Here is a 17,310-nt window from a genome sequence, read left to right as displayed (position 1 = left end):
TTTTGGCGTATTCTAATTTCTTCTACAATATTGTGCTCAACGTAATCTGGGTATAGCTCAAGTTCTTCTCGTTCCTTTCAATTACAACGCTCTCTATTATCCCGTTAGATGACACAAGTGTATACGCTGGATGAGGTCTGGACTCTAAATCGTATCCTCCCGCTACAGTGAGATAACCGTCAATCGTGTACCTGCTATCTACAGAGCGCCTATGCCCAATTGGTGGTATCAGGGAGTTTTGGTCACTAGGGGAGACTTGAATTTTGTCCAAAAAACTTACTTCAGGGAAAATGTGGACTGTCACTTTTACCCCTTTTTCTAGCTCTACCGGGCTTTCGGTGCTTGCAATAAGAGCTAGTCGCTCGTCACGATATTCACGCATCAGCTTTGGAAGGCTGTTGCCAGCCAAGAAAGCGTTTCTGATCTCGACTACATCCATCGGATAATTAGCGTTGTTTGCTCTGCTATAAAATTTTCCATGATGCTGAAAGGTGATGCAATGTGGCGCGATAACACTTCGCGGTACGTTTATGGCTAGAAAGCCATTTTTACCTTCCCTTCTTATCCACCTAATATCAACCCTAGGTACTTTAGGCTCAATGCCTGACCTAATTATGTCGGTAAGTCTCAAGATTTCTTTGTCCGGGTCATCTAAGTCTATCCCCGGTGTTGTAGACGCTGCTCCGTTCTTTTCACAGATTCCTAGAAGTAGAGTGCCTCCTACAGTATTGGCAAATGCGGCCACATCCTTAAGAAAGTCTCTCTTTGCTTTATCGTTTGAACCAATCTGATCACGCTTGAAATCAAGAGTCCTAGATTCAACAACGCCTTCTGCCGCAAGAGATATAATGTCTTCTAGAATGACATTCTGAAGATCTCTGAAAAACATGATTAGCCGCTAAACCAACTCTTGTGAAAACAAACCCCGGCCTTCGCCGGGGTTGACGCTTCGGAACGCGGCGCATTCCGTGGCGCGTCACACATCCAAATTCGCCACATTTAGCGCATTGTCCTGGATAAACTCACGCCGTGGTTCGACGATATCGCCCATCAGGCGGGTGAAGATTTCGTCGGTGACGTCGGCATCTTCGACCTGCACTTGCAGCAGCGAGCGGTTGTCCGGGTCGAGCGTGGTTTCCCAGAGCTGTTCGGCGTTCATTTCACCAAGGCCTTTATAGCGCTGGACTGAAAGGCCCTTGCGGCCTGCTTCTAGCACCGCGTCGAGCAGGGCGCTGGGACGACGGATCGCGGTGCCTTTGGCGGCGGCGTTCTGGCCAGAAGCAGAGACGTCCGTTTCCGCCGCGCCGGTTTTCACCAGGGTGCTGCCGTCCTTATATTGCTCGGCGCGTTCCATGGCGAGTTTGTGCAGGCGGCGGGCTTCGGCGCTGCCCAAGAATTTGGCGTCGATAATGTGATGATCGGTGACGCCGCGCCATAGCCGTTCGAAATGATAACCGCCTTCCTCGGACACGCGGCCTGACCAGCGGGCTTCTTCATCGGCAGCGTCGAGCCATGCGGCGGTGTCGCTGGCTGCGGCTTCGCGCGCGGCGGTGTCGCTATCGGGGGCGAGCGCGCCGGTGAGCGCCATTGCCTCGACAATCGCCGGGTCATAACGGCGCGGGGCATAGGCCATCAACGCCTTCATCCGCCGGGCATGTTCGACCAGATCTTTGAGGTCATTGGCGCCAATCTGGCCGCCGCCTGCGGTGTTAAGCACCCGGTCCTGTAACCCGGCCTCGATCAGATAGGCATCAAGCGCGGCATCGTCCTTGAGATAGACCTCGCTCTTGCCCTTGGCGACCTTATAGAGCGGCGGCTGGGCGATATAGAGATGACCGCGGCGGATGATCTCGCCCATTTGCCGGTGGAAGAAGGTGAGCAACAGCGTGCGGATATGCGCGCCGTCAACATCGGCGTCGGTCATGATTACGATCTTGTGATAGCGCAGCTTCTCAATATCGAAATCATCGCGGATGCCGGTGCCCATCGCCTGGATCAGCGTGCCGACTTCCTTGGACGAGATGATCCGGTCAAAACGCGCGCGCTCGACATTGAGGATCTTGCCCTTCAATGGCAGGATCGCCTGATACTGGCTGTTGCGGCCCTGTTTGGCCGAGCCGCCGGCGGAGTCACCCTCTACCAGGAACAGTTCGGACTTTGCCGGATCACGTTCGCGGCAATCAGAGAGCTTGCCCGGCAGTGAGGCGATATCCATCGCACCCTTGCGCCGGGTGAGTTCGCGCGCCTTTTTCGCGGCTTCGCGCGCGGCGGCGGCCTCGACAATCTTGCGGATGATCATGCTGGCGCTTTGCGGATTTTCCTCCAGCCACTCATCCATCTTGTCCGCCATCAGGCTTTCCAGCGGCTGACGCACCTCGGAGCTGACCAGCTTGTCCTTTGTCTGTGAAGAGAATTTGGGATCGGGCAGCTTGACCGAGACGATAGCGGTCAGGCCCTCGCGCATATCATCGCCGGTGAGCTTGACCTTTTCCTTCTTCATCAGCCCCGAACGCTCGGCATAATTGTTGATCGTGCGGGTCAGCGCCGCGCGGAAAGCCGCGAGATGCGTACCGCCATCGCGCTGCGGGATGTTGTTGGTGAAGCACAGGACGTTTTCGTAGTAGGAATCATTCCACTCCAGCGCGACATCGATGGTGATGTCGTCTCGGGTGCCGGAAATGGCGATCGGGTCGGGAACCAGCGCCGTCTTGTTGCGGTCAAGCCAACTGACAAAGGCGGCGATCCCGCCTTCGTAAAACAGGTCATGTTCGAGATGTTCCTCATGCCGCTCATCGCGCAATATGATACGCACGCCCGAATTAAGGAACGCCAGCTCGCGATAGCGATGTTCCAGCTTCTCAAAATCGAACTCGGTGATCTTGAAGGTATCGGGAGAGGGCAGGAAGGTGACCTTGGTGCCGGTTTCCGGGCTGCCATCCTGCTTGGTCGGCGCACCGCCGATGACTTTCAGCGGTGCCTCGGCCTCGCCATGGCGGAAACGCATATAATGCTCTTTGCCATCGCGATAGATGTTGAGGTCGAGCCATTCGGAGAGCGCATTGACCACCGAAACGCCGACGCCATGCAGGCCGCCGGAGACCTTATAGGCATTGTCGTCTGATGTGTTCTCGAACTTGCCGCCGGCATGGAGCTGCGTCATGATAACCTCGGCGGCGGAAACGCCTTCTTCCTTGTGCATATCCACCGGGATGCCGCGGCCATTGTCCGACACCGAGACCGAACCATCGGGATTGAGCGTGATCAGCACATAGTCGCAATGCCCGGCCAGCGCCTCGTCAATCGCATTGTCCGACACCTCAAACACCATATGGTGCAGGCCCGATCCATCATCGGTATCGCCGATATACATGCCCGGGCGCTTGCGCACCGCATCAAGGCCTTTCAGAACCTTGATCGAGTCCGCGCCATATTCATTCTGATTGGGGTTTTCGGCGGAATCCGGCCCGCCATTTTCCGGCGACCCGGAAGGGGTATTTTCTGCTGTATCTGTCATAGACAATATATAGGCATTCCCGCGCCGATAACCCAATCAAAAGCGGTTTTTTTCCACATTTTTGCAGACGTTTTTCCGGCTGCCTTTCCACGTTGGCGAGCAGAGCAATTATCTCCGAAAACAACAGCATTTCGGAGATATAATTCTTTACGTTTTTCTTGGGATTTAGCCTGTCCCCGACAACTTTCCGCAAATATAGCGCGCGCGATATTCGGGATATCCGTGAAGGGGAAGTAAAGATGTTGAACAGATTGTTTCGTTTGCCGCCAATTGCCTATTTCATCGCCGCGCCGGTGATTTTGGCTATTGCCGCCTGGCTCGGTTATAGCAGCTATGCCGACAATGCAGAACGTGCCGCAGCACGTTCGCATGAAGCACCGGCGGCTGTTGGTCTGGATGCGGTTGCCAGCGGTGAGACCGATAATGACTATGACGAGGTTGTTGTCCGCGCGCAGGGCGATGCCAGCAAGATCATTGAAACCACAGAAACCATCCGTCGGCGTCGCGGTGGCAGCCGCACCATTACCAAGCTGTACATGCCGCTTTATCCGGCTGATGCGAAAGATTTTTCTGCACCTGCTCCGGCGGTAATGGAAGTGCGCGGCAAGATTCTTGACCAGCAACTGGAAAGCCTGATGGTCGCCGAAGGCCCTGCCGGTCCGGTGCTTGAGCTTAACGGCCAGCTTGAAGGTGGAGGAAACAGCGGTGCTGAAGAAGCGCTTCCCAACACCCAGTTTGCCGAAAACTTTGTTACGATCAACGTCTTTAAGGACGGTCGTGAAGTTGCGCTGCAAAAGGACGGTAATCCCGGGTTTATCCTGATGTTGAGCCTGATCCTTGCGATTGCCAGCGTTGTGTATGGCTTTATCCGCAAGCGTTTTCTTGACGGTCAGGCCAATCGTGAGGCGGCCCAGCCTGCTTATCAGGAATAGGCCAAATCTGCGGCCATGTTCCAGGCCGCACCATGTGAGTCTCGCGTGACGCGGCTCCGGCGCTAGGGCTGGCCGTAGCGCCTTTGGCGGTGATAGATGGCCATGGTAATTTGCTCCTTGAACAGAAAACACAAGGAGCAGATGCCATGGCCAATCCCGCCGATATCGTCCCGTTTGCCAAGCTGACGGGCATAGAAATCCAGACATTGGAAAAAGACCGCGTTGTCGGCACGCTGACCGTGCGTTCGGAGATATGCAATATCGCCAGTGGGCCTGCTGCGAGTATCCATGGCGGCGCGTTGATGACCTTTGCCGATGCGCTGGGGGCTTTTGGGGCTTTTCAGAACCTGCCTGAGGGATGCGAGGCATCTACGACCTCGGAAAGCAAGACCAATTTCCTCAGCCATGCGCCCATTGGCTCGGTGCTGACAGGCGAGGCGGTGCCGCTGAAAGTGGGCAAGCGTCTATCGGTATGGCAGACCAAAATCACCCGCGAAGATGGCGAACTGGTTGCGGTAGTGACGCAGAGCCAGATTTATCTTTAAGCTTGCGCATATTCAGATTATTTCACGCAAAGAGCGCTAAGATTTTTAAGAGGGCGGGCTGTGTCTGACCGGTTGGAAGAACTTGCTGGCCTTGTAATTGATGCAGCAATGGGGGTTCATGTTGATTTGGGTCCCGGTTTACTTGAATCAGTCTATGAAGGTGTGTTGGCCAATCGCTTGCGGCAACAGGGTTTGAAGATTGACCGGCAGTTGCCGGTCGGAGCAAGCATTGATGGTCTGGATTATGCCGACGCATTTCGCGTTGATTTACTGGTCGAAGACCAGCTTATTATTGAAGTGAAATCCGTTTCCAAGCTTGCTCCAATTCACACAAAACAGACCCTAACCTATTTACGATTAATGAAATTGCCGCTCGGCTTGCTCATCAATTTCGGGGGTATGACCTTAAAAGAAGGACTGAAGCGAGTAGCCAATAATTACCGTGAAGCCAGGAAATGACCTCTTAAAAATCTTAGCGCTCTTTGCGTGAAATATTATAAAGGAGAGCAGCGATGCCTGATACCCTTGTGCCCTATCTCGATCAGCCTTTCGGGCATCTGCATGACCTGATCGCGATGCATGGCGAACAGCGACCGGATAGGCTGGCCTTTGATGATGATGAAGAACGGCTGACCTGGGGTGAGGCCGTTCCTCTAATCCATCGCCTTGCGGCGCAGTTGCAGGCGCAGGGTTTGCGCAAAGGGCAGGCGGTTTCGATCCTTGGCACGACAACGGTGCGCTATGCGCTGGTCTATATTGCGACGATTATCGGGGGCGGCTGTGCGGCACCGCTGACGACTTCGGCGACCCCGAAACAGCTTGCTGCGATGATGGCGGACAGCGGCGCGGACATGTTGTTTATCGATTCTGCCAAGCGCACCGAATTACTCGAAAGCGGTGTCGAACTCCCTGACCTTAAACATATTATGCTCGACGCTGCTATGGATGATTGCCCGGCGCTGATGGACTGGATGGCGGCAGAAGGCGCGCAGCCAGCCACCCCAGATGTCGGGCCGGATGATCCCTACAATATCATCTATTCCAGCGGCACCACCGGAACGCCCAAGGGTATCGTCCATTCGCGGCTGATGCGCTGGCGGCAATCGGCGGTGGGCGAGCGCTCGGGCTATGGCGCAGAGGGCCAAGTGACGTTACTCTCTACGCCGCTCTATTCCAACACCACGCTGGGCCTGTTCAACCCGACTATCTGCTATGGCGGCACGGTGCTGCTGATGCGCAAATTTGATGTCGCCCGCTATTTGGAGCTGGCCGCGCAGCATCGTGTTACGCACACCATGCTGGTACCGGTGCAATATCAGCGGTTGATGGATTACCCCCAATTTGACGATTTCGATCTATCCTCATTCCAGCTCAAATATTGCACCAGCGCGCCATTTTCTGCCGAGCTCAAGGCCGAGGTGTTGCGCCGCTGGCCCGGCGGGCTGGTTGAGATTTATTCAATGACCGAGGGCGGGGTTGTCTGCCTGCTGATGGCGCATGAGCATCCCGACAAGCTGCATTCAGTGGGTGTCGCTTGGGGCGGCAGCGAAGTCATAACCATTGATGAGGAGGGCAACCAGTTACCGCCTGGCGAAATGGGTGAGCTGGTCGGGCGTTCCTCGACAATGATGAGCGGCTATCAGAACCAGCCGAAAAAGACCGAGGAAGCCAGCTGGTATGATGCAGACGGCAACCGATGGCAGCGCATGGGCGATATTGGCCGGGTCGATGAGGATGGATTTATAACGTTGATGGGCCGGTCCAAGGACATGATCATCTCCGGTGGTTTCAACATCTATCCGCGCGATCTTGAAGAAGCGCTGGTGGCGCAGCCGGGGGTCGCCGATGCTGCCGTTGTCGGCGTCTCGTCAGAGCGCTGGGGCGAGACGCCAGTGGGCTTTGTTGTTGCCGCGGCGGGTGAGGCGCTTGATCCGGATGCGTTACTGGCTGCGACTAACGCCGAGCTGGGCAAGACCCAGCGGCTTTCGGCGTTGCATGTGATTGATGAGCTGCCGCGTAGTCATATTGGCAAAATTCTTAAGACGGAATTGCGAGCGCGGCTAAAGGCTGGCTAGTCATCGCATCTTCATGTCCTTTTAGATAAGAGCTTACGCTTAAGGGGGAGTGATGATGCACAAAGCACTTACAGGTTTCTTGACCATTTTCGTGTTGCTTAACCTCTGCACCATGTCGCATGCCCGCGCGGAATCGACAGGTGACACCCGCATGGCGAATCCGTCTCTTACAGCAGAGATTGACGGTATTCAAAGCGCGGCAACAAGCAGCGATGCACTGCGATTTGAGCGGCTGGACTTTGATTTCACCATCTATGGCAGCATTGGCGAGGGTGAGATTACCGCGATTATCCGCAACGATAGCGATGACGGGCTGGAAGCAAAATTTGGATTGCAGTTGCCCGATGGTGCGGTGGTCACTGGTTACGCCATCGATTTGGCTTCGGACGAGTTTGCCAAGCGTGGGACACTTGTTGATGGAGTGTTGTTGGAAAAGAGCAAAGCCAAGTCTGCTTACGAGCGTCAAGTTCGAGGACGCATTGATCCGGGATTGGCGAACGTATCACGCGAAGGTTTTTTTGAGACCGTTATCTACCCCGTAAATCCGGATGACACGAGAACCCTAAGACTGCGCTTTGCATTTCCAGTCAGCGGAGTATCCGGTTTTCGTATGCCGGTTGAGACTGAATATAGCGTCAGCGAGTGGGCGGCAAAGATACGAATTTCCGGGATTGAAGAGGTGCCCGAGGCTTCTATTTTTGGCGAGAGTCTCGTGAGCCGGGATGAAAGCGCCAAAGATACTTTTCTGCTGACAACGAGTGGGACCAAGACCCATATCAGTGGTGAGATATGGGTGGCCCCACTTTCGATTGCTCCCGTCCTTGTATCCCGGCACAGAAATGGTGAGGAGTTTGTCCAGATAACCGGGGAGTATCGCGATGTAATCAGCGACGAGCAGCCGCTTGAGAGCGTCAAGATATATTGGGATAACAGCCGTTCCCGCGGCGAGGACAGGCTTGAGGAAGAAAGTCGGTTGCTGCAGCGCCTCGTTCAAAGCTTGGCAGCGCAGTCAATCGACTTGGTTTTGTTCAATAGCGAGCATCGGCGGGAATATGCTGTCCGTGATAGTGAGCATCTAGCATCTTTGTTGTCGGACATCGCATATATTGGGGCAAGCAGCTATGCAGCGCTGGACAGCGAAGAAAAAGCAAGCCTGTGTCTGATGTTTAGTGATGGGCAGGTTACAATTGACAGGGACGTAACCTTCGACCCTGATTGTAGGCTGCACGTAATCAGCAGTTCGCAATCGGCCAGTAAAGCGGTGCTGGCCAATTTGGCCAGTCAACATGGTGGCGGTTTCTTCACACTGCAGAATCCATCACAGATTGAGAGCATAGCTGAGCGGATTTTGTCTGACGCCCCCAATTTGACCAGAATCTCGAGTGCATCCGGTGAGCGGGAGCAGTTTGTTTCGCTAGAGTCCAAAACCGGGCATTGGTCAGCAATTGTAAAGCGAAAAGCGGATATCGCGCGGATAAGAGCGGGCAATGCGCGCCGCGCCTATGTCGAGGATGTGTCTTTGCTTTCGCAATCGCGCGCTTTTGACGGGGCAGGTGCCTTATGGGCCTTTAGTCAGCTACAACGGCGGGAGAATGATCCAGATCGCGAGAGCTATCTGGCCATGGCGAGGGCCTATTCTGTTGAGGCCCCAAGTCTATCCTTTCTGGTTCTGGAAGACCCCGCAGATTACGTTGGTAGCGATATAGAGCCGCCTAAATCCTACCCCGCAGACCTGATGCGTGACTTTGTTGAAGCAAGAAAAATAGCTGACAGCAATGCACGCAGTGACCAAAAGTATCACATTGATAGTCTAACGTCGCGATGGGCCGATCTGCTGGAATGGAGAGATAAGGATTTTAGTAAGGTTAGTGTAGACCAGTCTTTGGATGACGGTGAAGGTTCTGCTGAACGATCAGTGGAGTTTGCACGTGAATTGCCCCCCGCTCCGCCGCCTCCACCTGCACCTCCGCCCCCACCTCCACCATCATCTGAAGCTGCGAATGCTATTGACAACGAAGTTACAGTCACTGGGGCTGCCATTTCCCGCGAACAAGTCCAAGAAGCCCCAGTCGCTGTATCGGTTTCGAGCACGAACGTGGAAGCCGCAGAAGCTGATAGTAGTAATATCGTTATTGCCGGAGGGAACATAGCTACTGGCCAAGCAGCGAGAAGCGCAGAGCCTGCCTCGGTGTCTGTGGACATTGATTTGGCTTCGGTAGCTGACGATAAACCTTATATTCAGGCGCTTGCTGCGGAAACAGATGATTTCGATGCTGTGTTTGCCCGGCAGAATGAAGAATATGGTAGCGTTCCTTTATTCTATCTGGATGTCGCCCATTGGCTTTATGAAAGGGACCGTCCAGATGAGGCAATAGAGGTGTTGCTCTCGGCATTGGATTTGCCGACCGCCAATATCGAGACAGTCACCATCGTAGCTCACCGCTTGCAACGCTACGGCCAAATTGATCGTTCGATAGAACTGTTCAGCTACCTCGCCGCGATCCAGCCGGAAATTCCGCAGCCGAGGCGAAAACTTGCTCTGGCATTATTGTCGCGCGGCAAATCACAACAGATGCAGGAAGCTGCCAAAGACTATGACAATGCACTGTCGCTCTTGAATGACATCGCTATGTCCCCGGTGCCCGATGCTTATGAGGGTATTGACCTTATAGCGCTGGTAGAGGCCAATGCAGCACTGCCTGTCGCGTTACTGGCTGGTGCCAAGAACCCTTTGCCAGATAAGTTCACCAATCTGATTGATAGCGATGTGCGTGTTGTCATCGAATGGACTACGGACAATACAGATATTGACCTTTGGGTCGAAGAGCCAACCGGCCAACGCGCGTACTACGCTGAGAAGCTGACAGCAATTGGCGGGCATATGTCGAAAGATATGATTAGAGGCTATGGTCCTGAGGAATATATGCTCAGGCAGGCACGTAAGGGTGATTATGTTATTCGTGCCAATACTTTTCGCCCTGATCGTTTAAACCCCAATGGCGCTAGCATTCTCACTGCCTCGATCTTTCGCAATTTTGGCCGCGCTAACCAGAGTGAGGAGTCAATCGATTTCGAGATAAAGCGTGAAAGTAATGGTGAAGAACCCGTTATCGCCAAACTAACTGTTGACTGATGCTTGGCCAGAAACAGCGTGAATGGCCTCAATAGCAATCTCACTTCCAAGTCCTCCTCGTGTCGGGGAATTTTACACTCCTGCAGTCATTACAACGAGCGTTAACCTTTTGAATCCCCGAATCTCGCCATTTGACTCCTTCTGGCACGAGTCCTGCTTAACCTTTGTCATATCAAGAAGGTGGGACTGAACGGATGAAATATCTGTTCGCGATTTTAGGATCAAAAGGAAGAAAACCATGATCAAGACGATCATCAAAGGAGCGATGGCGGTGGCGGCGCTGCTGGCTGTGCCGCAAATGGCTTCGGCCAATGTCATTGAGTTCGATGCGAAAGACGCCAACAATAAGGGCAGTTGTTCGCATGGTCTTTGGACCGGCAACTACAATTCCGGTTGTAGCCGTCACTATTCGATGCAGGATGGTTCGCTGTTCACCGTCGATGAGCATAACCAGACCGCGACCTTCACCGGCAGTGCGATCAATAATAAGGGCGCCGTTGCGCAGATTGATCTGAGCTTTGGCGGTTTTCTCGAGACTATCGACGGAACCAACTTCATCTATAAAGCAGGCGGCGGGCCCTATAATCCGGGTACCGACACGCCGGATATTGATTTCTTTACCACCGGGTCGGGCACCATCACCATAGATGGCCGGGTGTTCACGCTTAATCCCAACGATCCCTTTGCCGGCAACACTGCCGTGCAAATCGGCCCGGGTGCCAATGACAAGAACAAGAATTTCGGCGCGTCAGCTTGGCTCAACATTCTCGACCCTTATGGTCATCCTCTGAGCAAGCATTGGGATTTCAATCTCAACCTGCATGAGCGCCCTGGCACACCGGTTCCTGCACCCGCTGGTCTTGGCCTGATGGCTCTGGGTTTGGCCGGTCTGGGCGTAGCTCTGCGCCGTCGCCGCCGGGAATATCGGCAGAACTGATATGCGATTGCAGTTCTTTATCTCCTAAAGAACGAGGGCGCTGAGGCATGCTTCAGCGCCTTTTGCACATCTGATGCATTGGTACCTGTGAATATTCAGCGCGAAACGGCTTTTTTCGGTATTTTTTAGTCTTTGATGATGTAGAAACGCCTAATGCCACGGCATTTGTCACTCTACCGCGTAATGATCGCAACGCTCGCTCTGCCGCTGGCCCTTGCCGGTTGCGGGATTGTGGAACAGGATCCACTCGAGGCTGGCAAGCAGGCCTTTGCCGAAAACAATTTCGCCGATGCGCGTATCCATTTGTTGAATGCGATCAAGGCGGAACCAACATCAGCCGAGGCCAATCTGTTGTTCGCGCGCACCTTGCTGGAACTTGGCGACGGATTGGGTGCGGAAAACGCCCTGTCCAAGGTCAAGGCCAGTGGGGACCTGTCCGATGATGCGCTGGTTCGCTTGCGCGCGCGTGCGAATATCCTGCAGGGAAAATATCGTGAGGCGCTGGATATGCTGGAGGCGGCACCGTCTGAGGGTCAGGCAGAATGGCATCGGCTGATGGCGCGGGCGCTGTTTGAAAGCGGCGATTTTACTGCGGCATCTACCCGGCTTTCTAACGGCTTGACCCTGCATGGCGATGATGCCGGGTTGCTGGCGCTGTCGGCGGCGCTGGCGATTGAGCAGGGCCGGGTCAGCGAGGCGCGCAGCCAGATCGCCAAGGCTCTCAAGGCCGAGCCGGACAATCTTGAGGCCCTGTTGATCCGCGGCCAGTTGGCACTGTTTGAGAATGATCTGGAGGCGGCAGAAGAGTCTTTTAGCGCGGCATTGCAAGCCTATCCCGACTCTGTTTTTCCGCTGATCAGCATGGCCGCGATCCAGGCGGATAATCAGGATTATGATGCGGCTCTCGACTATCTTGACCGGGCCGATGCCATGGCCAATGTGCAGCCGGTTTCGGTCTATCTGCGCGCGCGCATCGCGTTCGCCCAGGATGATGTGCAGACCGCCTATAATCTGATGCAGGAAACGGGCGATGTGTTGGATGACCATCCGCCATCGGTGTTGCTCAGCGGCGAGATTGCCATCCGCCAGGGCAATTTCAATCAGGCGGAGCAAAGGCTGTCGCGCTTTGTCAAACTCTTCCCCAATCATACCAAGGGCGCGTTTCTGCTTGCCGAAGCGCGCGAGAAGCAGGGCGATGCCAAAGGCGCGCTGCAGGCGGTGCGGCAGGTGATTGATCGCGCCGATGTTGACCCGCAACTGCTCGGCTATGCCGCTAAACTGGCAGGCAAGGCGGGCGATGATGACCTGTCCGCACGTCTGGAACGTCGGGCCGAGGTGCCCAAGCTCGACAATCTGGGCGAGCAACTGATTGCGGCGCAAGCTGCTTTGGCAGAGGGCCGGCCCAATGACGCGTTGACCATCTATGAAGCGCTGATTGGCAAGGGCATGGCCGATAATGCGTTGGTGCGTAACAATGCAGCGCAGGCAGCATTGCAGGCGAACAACAACAAACGCGCATTGAACCATGCGCGGGCTGCGATGGACCTCGCCCCCGATGATCCGGCGGTTCAGGATACGCTCGCCTGGGTCATGCTCAACAGCGGTGGTGACAAGGTGGAGGCACTGGAGCTGCTGCGCTCCGCTTCCATGGCCAAGCCCGCTGATATGGAAATTCGCTGGCATCTGGCGCAGGCGTTGATCGCCAATAAGCAGAACGCCGCGGCCAAGCGCGAGATTGAGGTCATTCTGCCTTTCGTTCGCCCCGAACAGCGCAACCGGCTGGAGCAAGTCGCCGCCTCGCTCTGATTTGAGCATCTTATCGATGCGTGGATCGCTTAGGAAGTATTCCGTTCGTGTCGAGCGTAGTCGAGACATAGCCCTCCACTTGCTAGGGCCGCTCGACTTCGCTCGAGGCGAACGGGTAAAGTAGGTTCTGCACGGTGTGGTGTTGCGGCCACTGGACTCGGCCCGCGCGCGAAACTATCGCTGTCGCCATGACCATATCTCCCGGCGAATCCATCCTTATCATCGATTTTGGCAGTCAGGTAACGCAGCTCATCGCGCGGCGCGTGCGAGAGGCCGGCGTTTACAGCGAAATTGCCCCTTTCAATAGCGCAGAAGCGGCGTTTGAGCGGATGAAACCCAAAGGCGTTATCCTCTCCGGCGGTCCGGCATCGGTGACCGAAGAAGGCGCGCCCGATATCCCTGATGCGGTGCTGGACAGCGGCGTGCCTTTGTTCGGCATCTGCTATGGCCAGCAGGCGCTGACCAAGAAACTGGGCGGTAGCGTCGAGGGTGGCGAGACCGGCGAATTTGGCCGCGCTTTCCTTGATGTCGCCGAGGATTGCACGTTGTTCTCTGGTCTGTGGAAGCCGAATGAAAAGCATCAGGTGTGGATGAGCCATGGCGACAAGGTGACCGCGCTCGCCCCCGGTTTTTCGGTGGTCGCCACCTCAGAAGGAGCGCCCTATGCGGTGATCGCCAATGAGCAGAAGCGCTATTATGGCATGCAGTTCCACCCCGAGGTGGTGCACACGCCCGATGGCGGCAAGCTGATCGCCAATTTCGTCCGTCATGTCTGTGGCTGTTCGGGCGACTGGACCATGGCCGAGTTCAAAAAGACCAAGATCGCCGAAATTCGCGAGCAGGTCGGCGATGGCAAGGTTATCTGCGGTCTGTCCGGCGGCGTCGACAGCGCGGTGGCTGCGGTGCTGATCCATGAGGCGATTGGCGACCAGCTGACCTGTGTCTTTGTCGATCATGGCCTGATGCGCATGGGCGAGGCGGATCAGGTCGTCAGCCTCTTTCGCGGCAGCTATAATATTCCGCTGGTGCATGTCGAGGCGGAGACGCTGTTCCTCGGCGGGCTGAAAGGCGAGACCGACCCGGAAAAGAAGCGCAAATTTATCGGCAAAACCTTTATTGATGTGTTTGAAGAAGAAGCAAAGAAGATCGGCGGCGCGGCGTTTCTGGCGCAGGGGACGCTTTACCCTGATGTTATCGAGAGCGTGTCCTTCACCGGCGGACCGAGCGTCACCATCAAGAGCCACCACAATGTCGGTGGCCTGCCCGAGCGGATGAATATGGAACTGGTAGAGCCACTGCGCGAACTGTTCAAGGACGAGGTACGCGATCTCGGGCGTGAGCTGGGCTTACCCGATGTGTTTGTCGGCCGCCATCCTTTCCCGGGACCGGGCCTCGCCATCCGCATCCCTGGCGAAGTCACCCGCGAACGCTGCGAGATTTTGCGCAAGGCTGATGCCATCTATCTCGAGGAAATCCGCAATGCCGGATTGTACGACGCGATCTGGCAGGCTTTCGCCGTGCTGCTCCCGGTCAAAACCGTCGGCGTCATGGGCGATGGCCGCACCTATGACAGCGTCTGCGGCTTGCGCGCCGTCACCAGCACCGACGGCATGACCGCCGATGTCTACCCCTTCGACGCTGCCTTCCTGACCCGCGTGGCGACACGGATTGTCAATGAGGTGAAGGGGATTAACCGGGTGGTCTATGATTATACCAGCAAGCCGCCGGGTACTATTGAATGGGAGTGAGGCAAGCGTCGCTTGAAGACTGTGAGGCCGTAGTTGCCTTGTGGGAGTCTTGCGCTTTAACCCGCCCTTGGAACGATGCAGAAAGCGACTTTAAACAAGCTGTTGTGGGCAAGACATCGGATGTTCTTATCCTGGAAGGAAATGAGCAGATGGTGGCTTCGGCGATGGTTGGTTTTGATGGGCACCGGGGATGGGTCTATTATCTGGCCGTAGAGCCGTCACGTCAGAAAGGCGGGTTAGGACGCCAGATCATGTCTGCCGCAGAGGAATATCTGCGCGAACAAGGTGCGGCCAAAATCCAATTGATGGTTCGCAGCGAAAATAGCAGTGCCTGTGCGTTCTATAAATCGCTGGGCTATGAGCAGCAGCCGGTGTTGACCTTTGGGCGGAGGCTAGAACCCTAGAATTATGCAACTGGACTTGCTTATCGACCTGCATATTGGAGGCTATCGCCAAGGGCCGGGCGGTGATGATGTGACACGGCGCGCCATTGGCTTATCTGGCTTGAAGGAGAAGCAGGGGCTGCATATCGCCGACATCGGTTGCGGCACGGGCGCATCAACGCTGGTGCTGGCACAGGAACTTGATGCACATATAGAGGCGGTCGATTTCTTGCCGCCATTTCTCGAAAAGCTGGAAGCTGAGGCGCAAAAGCAGGACCTTTCCGAGCGCATTACGACCCATGCCATTTCCATGGATGCTTTGCCTTTTGCGGACACCTCGCTTGATGCCATCTGGTCCGAGGGCGCGATCTACAATATCGGTTTTGAAAATGGCGTCCGCGCTTGGCGACAGTATCTCAAGCCCGGCGGCATATTGGCGGTGTCCGAGCTAACCTGGCTCACCGATGAGCGTCCCGCCGAGCTGGACCAGCACTGGGCAGAAGAATACCCTGAAGTCGCCACCGCATCAGCAAAAATGGCGATCCTTGAAGCCAATGGCTATACACCCATCGGCTATTTCCCGTTGCCGCCGCATTGCTGGCTCGACAATTACTATCGCCCGATGCAGGCGCGCTTTGCCGATTTTCTGGCGCGGCATGATCAATCGGATGCAGCGCAGTCGATTGTCGCCGCAGAGGAAAAAGAGATTGCGCTGTATGAGCGTTTTGCATCCTATGTCAGCTATGGGTTCTATGTCGCTGCCAAGCTGTAGCGACTTGGTCAAGCAGCTTGGCCATGCTATATTGACCCTATTATGACGATCCACGTAAACATCGGAGAAGCCAAAACGCGGCTTTCAGAACTCATCGCCGCTGCGCTGCGCGGGGAAGAGGTTGTGCTGAACAAGGCAGGACGTCCGGTGGCGCGTATCGTGGCTGATGCGGATGCCAGTGCGATAGAGCGTGAAGCGATTGCCGCAAAGCGCGCTTCAGCCATAGGGTCTCTCGCCGAGAAATATGCGCATCTGCCTGATGAGGCATTCGACATTCCGCCTTCTATGACCGATGAGGAATATGAAGAGCGCATAAAGCGCAAATTTGGCTAACCATTTTGCTGCTGCTTGATACGCATATTCTGGTGTGGCTGGTCGCACGTGACAAAAGGTTGACCCAACAACAGATCGACGCCGTTACAGATCCGGATAATCTGCTGTTTGTAAGCGCGGTCATTGCTTATGAATATACCCATTTGCACAACAGCGATCGCCTGCCGATTGAGGAAACGCTTACCGATTTGCAGAGAATTCTCGGCTTTGAGATCATAAACCTGCCGGCAAATAGCTGGCAGGCTATCGATACTATGCCGATGATCCATCGTGACCCTATTGATAGGATGCTGATTGGGCATGCGCTGACTGAGGACATGACTGTGATCACTGCCGATCATCATATTAAGCAATATCCGGTGCAGGTTATCTGAGTGCAACTCGATCTCGGCCCTGATCCGCGCACTGCTGAGCTACAGCAATTGCACGACATGCTGATCGGGCATTTTGGTAGGGTAATCCGCCCGCCCGACAAACGCCGCGATCCGGTATGGACGCTGGTACAGGGCGTCATCGGCGCGCGGACCAAGACGCAATATTCCAATGCTTCGGCCGACAATATGCTCGCCAAATATGGTTCTTGGGAGGCGGTGGCGGAGGTCCGCCATGAAGAACTGACCGAGATGCTTTCCACCGCGACCTATCCGTCGCTAATGGCCGAGCGGCTCAAGGCTTGCCTGCAGGCGATTATCGCCGAACGCGGGCGGGTGACGCTTGATCATCTCCACAATCTGCCCACCGACGAAGCGATGGCCTGGCTCGAGACGCTGCCCGGTGTCGCGCGCAAAATCAGTGCCGGGGTGATGAACGCCAGCACCTTTAACCGCAGCGCGCTGGTGATCGATACCAATCACCGCCGTGTGATCCAGCGCATGGGGCTGGTGCCGCCCAAGGCCGATACCCGCCGCGCCTATGACCAGTTGATGCCGCTATTGCCGCAGGACTGGGCTCCGGCGGATGTCGATGAGCACCATCTGCTGGTCAAGCGCGTCGGCCAACAATTCTGCCGCCCCAGCCATATGGCCTGCCCATCTTGCCCGGCGCGGCCTTTGTGCAAGACAGCGCAGAATGCGGGCTGACCGAATTTTACGATATTCTCTTATGGTTTAGCCATTTTTTACGCTCTTCGTGC

General features: G+C 55.4%; 15 protein-coding genes. 13 read left to right on the top strand and 2 right to left on the bottom strand.

Annotation, left to right across the window (positions count from 1 at the left end):
- Nucleotides 1–22: 22 nt before the first annotated feature.
- Nucleotides 23–889, bottom strand: coding sequence for an AlbA family DNA-binding domain-containing protein (locus RB602_RS11285; RefSeq protein WP_317080678.1), 867 nt, complete (start codon nucleotides 887–889; stop codon nucleotides 23–25).
- A gap of 87 nt (nucleotides 890–976) precedes the next feature.
- On the bottom strand, nucleotides 977–3,514 hold the full coding sequence (gene gyrB, locus RB602_RS11280; protein ID WP_317080677.1) for a DNA topoisomerase (ATP-hydrolyzing) subunit B: 2,538 nt from the start codon (nucleotides 3,512–3,514) through the stop codon (nucleotides 977–979).
- A gap of 239 nt (nucleotides 3,515–3,753) precedes the next feature.
- Between gyrB and RB602_RS11275 the strand changes: the two genes are divergently transcribed.
- The 13 genes from RB602_RS11275 to RB602_RS11215 all read left to right on the top strand — a co-directional run bounded on the left by RB602_RS11275 (nucleotide 3,754) and on the right by RB602_RS11215 (nucleotide 17,257).
- A complete protein-coding gene (locus RB602_RS11275; RefSeq protein ID WP_317080676.1) occupies nucleotides 3,754–4,446 on the top strand; it encodes a hypothetical protein in 693 nt (230 codons plus the stop codon).
- A gap of 146 nt (nucleotides 4,447–4,592) precedes the next feature.
- Nucleotides 4,593–4,991 (top strand): PaaI family thioesterase, encoded by a 399-nt coding sequence (locus tag RB602_RS11270; RefSeq protein ID WP_317080675.1) that lies wholly within the window; start codon nucleotides 4,593–4,595, stop codon nucleotides 4,989–4,991.
- A 60-nt stretch (nucleotides 4,992–5,051) separates the two neighbouring features.
- A complete protein-coding gene (locus RB602_RS11265; protein WP_317080674.1) occupies nucleotides 5,052–5,450 on the top strand; it encodes a GxxExxY protein in 399 nt (132 codons plus the stop codon).
- Nucleotides 5,451–5,503: 53 nt separating this feature from the next.
- Nucleotides 5,504–7,066, top strand: coding sequence for a class I adenylate-forming enzyme family protein (locus tag RB602_RS11260; RefSeq protein ID WP_317080673.1), 1,563 nt, complete (start codon nucleotides 5,504–5,506; stop codon nucleotides 7,064–7,066).
- A gap of 52 nt (nucleotides 7,067–7,118) precedes the next feature.
- Nucleotides 7,119–10,199, top strand: a complete 3,081-nt coding sequence (locus RB602_RS11255) for a DUF2135 domain-containing protein (protein WP_317080672.1) — start codon at nucleotides 7,119–7,121, stop codon at nucleotides 10,197–10,199.
- A gap of 238 nt (nucleotides 10,200–10,437) precedes the next feature.
- Nucleotides 10,438–11,136 (top strand): SP85-like N-terminal domain-containing protein, encoded by a 699-nt coding sequence (locus tag RB602_RS11250; RefSeq protein WP_317080671.1) that lies wholly within the window; start codon nucleotides 10,438–10,440, stop codon nucleotides 11,134–11,136.
- A gap of 153 nt (nucleotides 11,137–11,289) precedes the next feature.
- Entirely contained in the window at nucleotides 11,290–12,942 is a 1,653-nt protein-coding gene (locus RB602_RS11245) for a tetratricopeptide repeat protein (RefSeq protein WP_317080670.1), read from the top strand.
- A gap of 188 nt (nucleotides 12,943–13,130) precedes the next feature.
- The gene (gene guaA / locus RB602_RS11240; protein ID WP_317080669.1) at nucleotides 13,131–14,690 is read left to right on the top strand and encodes a glutamine-hydrolyzing GMP synthase; all 1,560 of its coding nucleotides are present in this window, start codon (nucleotides 13,131–13,133) and stop codon (nucleotides 14,688–14,690) included.
- Nucleotides 14,681–15,094: a GNAT family acetyltransferase gene (locus RB602_RS11235; RefSeq protein WP_317080668.1), complete on the top strand. Its 414-nt coding sequence runs from the start codon at nucleotides 14,681–14,683 to the stop codon at nucleotides 15,092–15,094. The genes guaA and RB602_RS11235 overlap by 10 nt, the downstream gene beginning before the upstream one ends.
- A gap of 4 nt (nucleotides 15,095–15,098) precedes the next feature.
- Nucleotides 15,099–15,845 (top strand): class I SAM-dependent methyltransferase, encoded by a 747-nt coding sequence (locus RB602_RS11230; RefSeq protein WP_317080667.1) that lies wholly within the window; start codon nucleotides 15,099–15,101, stop codon nucleotides 15,843–15,845.
- Between the two features lie 42 nt (nucleotides 15,846–15,887).
- Nucleotides 15,888–16,178: a type II toxin-antitoxin system Phd/YefM family antitoxin gene (locus RB602_RS11225; protein WP_317080665.1), complete on the top strand. Its 291-nt coding sequence runs from the start codon at nucleotides 15,888–15,890 to the stop codon at nucleotides 16,176–16,178.
- Between the two features lie 5 nt (nucleotides 16,179–16,183).
- Nucleotides 16,184–16,552 carry a type II toxin-antitoxin system VapC family toxin gene (locus RB602_RS11220; protein WP_317080664.1) on the top strand — a complete coding sequence of 123 codons (369 nt, stop codon included), beginning with the start codon at nucleotides 16,184–16,186 and terminating at the stop codon, nucleotides 16,550–16,552.
- A complete protein-coding gene (locus RB602_RS11215) occupies nucleotides 16,553–17,257 on the top strand; it encodes an endonuclease III domain-containing protein (protein WP_317080662.1) in 705 nt (234 codons plus the stop codon).
- Nucleotides 17,258–17,310 lie beyond the last annotated feature (53 nt).

The sequence above is a fragment of the Parasphingorhabdus sp. SCSIO 66989 genome (assembly GCF_032852305.1).
Taxonomy (GTDB): domain Bacteria; phylum Pseudomonadota; class Alphaproteobacteria; order Sphingomonadales; family Sphingomonadaceae; genus Alterisphingorhabdus; species Alterisphingorhabdus coralli.
Note: the sequence above shows the minus strand (reverse complement) of the source record. Positions and strands in the feature narration are given on the sequence as shown.

Coding starts and splice junctions, on each gene's coding strand:
- RB602_RS11285 (WP_317080678.1), bottom strand. CDS start 889: ATGTTTTTCAGAGATCTTCAGAATGTCATTCTAGAAGACATTATATCT.
- gyrB (WP_317080677.1), bottom strand. CDS start 3,514: ATGACAGATACAGCAGAAAATACCCCTTCCGGGTCGCCGGAAAATGGC.
- RB602_RS11275 (WP_317080676.1), top strand. CDS start 3,754: ATGTTGAACAGATTGTTTCGTTTGCCGCCAATTGCCTATTTCATCGCC.
- RB602_RS11270 (WP_317080675.1), top strand. CDS start 4,593: ATGGCCAATCCCGCCGATATCGTCCCGTTTGCCAAGCTGACGGGCATA.
- RB602_RS11260 (WP_317080673.1), top strand. CDS start 5,504: ATGCCTGATACCCTTGTGCCCTATCTCGATCAGCCTTTCGGGCATCTG.
- RB602_RS11255 (WP_317080672.1), top strand. CDS start 7,119: ATGATGCACAAAGCACTTACAGGTTTCTTGACCATTTTCGTGTTGCTT.
- RB602_RS11250 (WP_317080671.1), top strand. CDS start 10,438: ATGATCAAGACGATCATCAAAGGAGCGATGGCGGTGGCGGCGCTGCTG.
- RB602_RS11245 (WP_317080670.1), top strand. CDS start 11,290: ATGCCACGGCATTTGTCACTCTACCGCGTAATGATCGCAACGCTCGCT.
- guaA (WP_317080669.1), top strand. CDS start 13,131: ATGACCATATCTCCCGGCGAATCCATCCTTATCATCGATTTTGGCAGT.
- RB602_RS11235 (WP_317080668.1), top strand. CDS start 14,681: ATGGGAGTGAGGCAAGCGTCGCTTGAAGACTGTGAGGCCGTAGTTGCC.
- RB602_RS11230 (WP_317080667.1), top strand. CDS start 15,099: ATGCAACTGGACTTGCTTATCGACCTGCATATTGGAGGCTATCGCCAA.
- RB602_RS11225 (WP_317080665.1), top strand. CDS start 15,888: ATGACGATCCACGTAAACATCGGAGAAGCCAAAACGCGGCTTTCAGAA.